The 1,902-nt window shown below is 37.9% G+C and carries 3 protein-coding genes; all 3 read left to right on the top strand.

The genetic code is table 11. The features are described from left to right. The first annotated feature begins 478 nt into the window (after nt 1-478). The gene (locus tag B1C82_RS20330; protein ID WP_086449387.1) at nt 479-1,087 is read left to right on the top strand and encodes a hypothetical protein; all 609 of its coding nucleotides are present in this window, start codon (nt 479-481) and stop codon (nt 1,085-1,087) included. A 223-nt stretch (nt 1,088-1,310) separates the two neighbouring features. Further along, the gene (locus tag B1C82_RS20320; RefSeq protein ID WP_234008521.1) at nt 1,311-1,499 is read left to right on the top strand and encodes a type II toxin-antitoxin system RelE/ParE family toxin; all 189 of its coding nucleotides are present in this window, start codon (nt 1,311-1,313) and stop codon (nt 1,497-1,499) included. Nucleotides 1,500-1,585: 86 nt separating this feature from the next. Further along, entirely contained in the window at nt 1,586-1,873 is a 288-nt protein-coding gene (locus B1C82_RS20315) for a HigA family addiction module antitoxin (RefSeq protein ID WP_036090716.1), read from the top strand. Nucleotides 1,874-1,902: the final 29 nt, after the last annotated feature.

The following is a 1,902-nucleotide window of genomic DNA, read 5'->3' as shown; positions in this document are numbered from 1 at the left end:
TCGTTAGGCGCCATATCGCGACTTTCTTTTTTATTTTTTAAAACAGAAGTTGTGAATTATTCCGTAATCATCTGAGTAAAATTATCTTAAAGTCAGGCCGCTTTTCACCCTTTTCTTACCTTGTATAGTGAGGCTGAAAAGCACTACAGTATGTTAGGAATTTAATAGAGTTACTTGCATCTCTTTCATTAAAAGAATCGAAAAAGGGTTCGCTACTTTCTTTTTAAATAGCAGATTCTTCTTTGTCTGCCTTTGCAGTATTATTAAATTTAACAGAGTAGGGCTTTGGTGCACCGTGTTTGAGCGATACAGCGCCTAACTTACGGTGCCTCCGCTCCGCTCGGGGCTTGCTAACGCAACTCGCTCGCTCGGCCTTCGGCACATTCGCGTCCGTCACTTCGTTTGCATAAGCAAACTCGTGCCGTTGCGAACGTCGGAGCACCTCGGTCGTTAGTCGACATTCCTGGAAAATATATCTATGATCAAAATTGTTAAACTTTATCTTTTTACTATATTATTTTTTGGAGCGGTGATAAGCTACCCAGTGTATTACGTTGCCAAAAGTAACTTTTTTCGAATCGAAAATCATCATTTTACGTATGGGATTCGGATAGAAGTAGGGGAAATTAAAATTGGAGATTCTGAGTTAAGAAAACACAAGAGAGCGTTGGATAGTACGGTCTTTGTATATAAAGTTTTTGATCAGGCCGGAAATCATATCCAAGATCTTTATGGCAGTACAGCTTGGAATATAATTATTCCTTATGATATTGATGGCGATAGCCATGAAGAAATATTTTTGAATCAATGGGCTCCGCCTGAACCTCTTCAGCAGGGTTGGGATAAGCCATGTTATAAATTTAATATAGTAAATAAAAGGTTTGAATTTTATAAAAATTTTCCTCGAGAAGAGCTCCCTTTAGCTTTGGATTTCCAATTGTTTCCAATTTATTGGACTCAAGAGTTATACTCTATTGTTGCTTTAATTTATGGGTTGAATTTGTTGAATTTAATTTTAATTTCAATTTATTTTCTTATTAAACAAATTCGCATTAAATTAAGTAGCAGTAGTCGGAACGTCGACTAACTTACGGTGCTTCCGCTACGTTCGTAGATCGCTAACGCGACTACTCACTCGGGCTACGCCACATTTCGCTTTGTCACTCGTCTTGCGGTGGCAAGTCTCGTGCCAAGTGCTTCGCACTCGCGAAACGTAGGAACACCTTGGTCGTTAGACGAACAGTTTGGCTAAATTTGATTTTTAAAGGAAAAAGCTTGACCTCGTAACCTATTGGGTTACATTTATTGTATTGATTATCTCTTTTAGACACAAAGGCCTTGAACAGTTTTTTGAAACTGGTAGTAAGAAAGGAATTCAGGCAGATCATTCTAACAAATTAGCTAGGATTCTAGATAGATTAGATTCATCTACATCTCCCAAAGATATGGATTTGCCAGCTTATCGCTTACATCCTCTGAAAGGTCGTCAGTCTGGGTAAATGGAAATTGGCGTGTTACCTTTGAATTTGAAGGCGAAAATGCTATAATCGTCGATTATGAAGATTATCACTAGAGGCAAGATTTTATGAATAAAAGAAAACCTACTCATCCTGGTGAAATTCTACTAGAAGATATAATAAAGCCTTTAGGATTAACTATAACTGAAGCTGCGAAAGACTTAGGAATATCTCGTAAAACATTATCGGAAATAGTGAATTGTAAGAGCCCAGTTACTCCAGAAATGGCAGTAAGAATAGCAATAGCAACGAATACCTCAGCAGAGAGTTGGTTAAGCATGCAGACAAAGTTAGATTTATGGACTGCAATGCAAGAAAGACCTAAGAATATAATCAAGTTTCCAATCTCAGCGTAATAGAGCCAAACCGTCGTCTAACTATCGGT

The organism is Leptospira venezuelensis (genome assembly GCF_002150035.1).
In the GTDB taxonomy this organism is placed as follows: domain Bacteria; phylum Spirochaetota; class Leptospiria; order Leptospirales; family Leptospiraceae; genus Leptospira_B; species Leptospira_B venezuelensis.
Note: the sequence above shows the minus strand (reverse complement) of the source record. Positions and strands in the feature narration are given on the sequence as shown.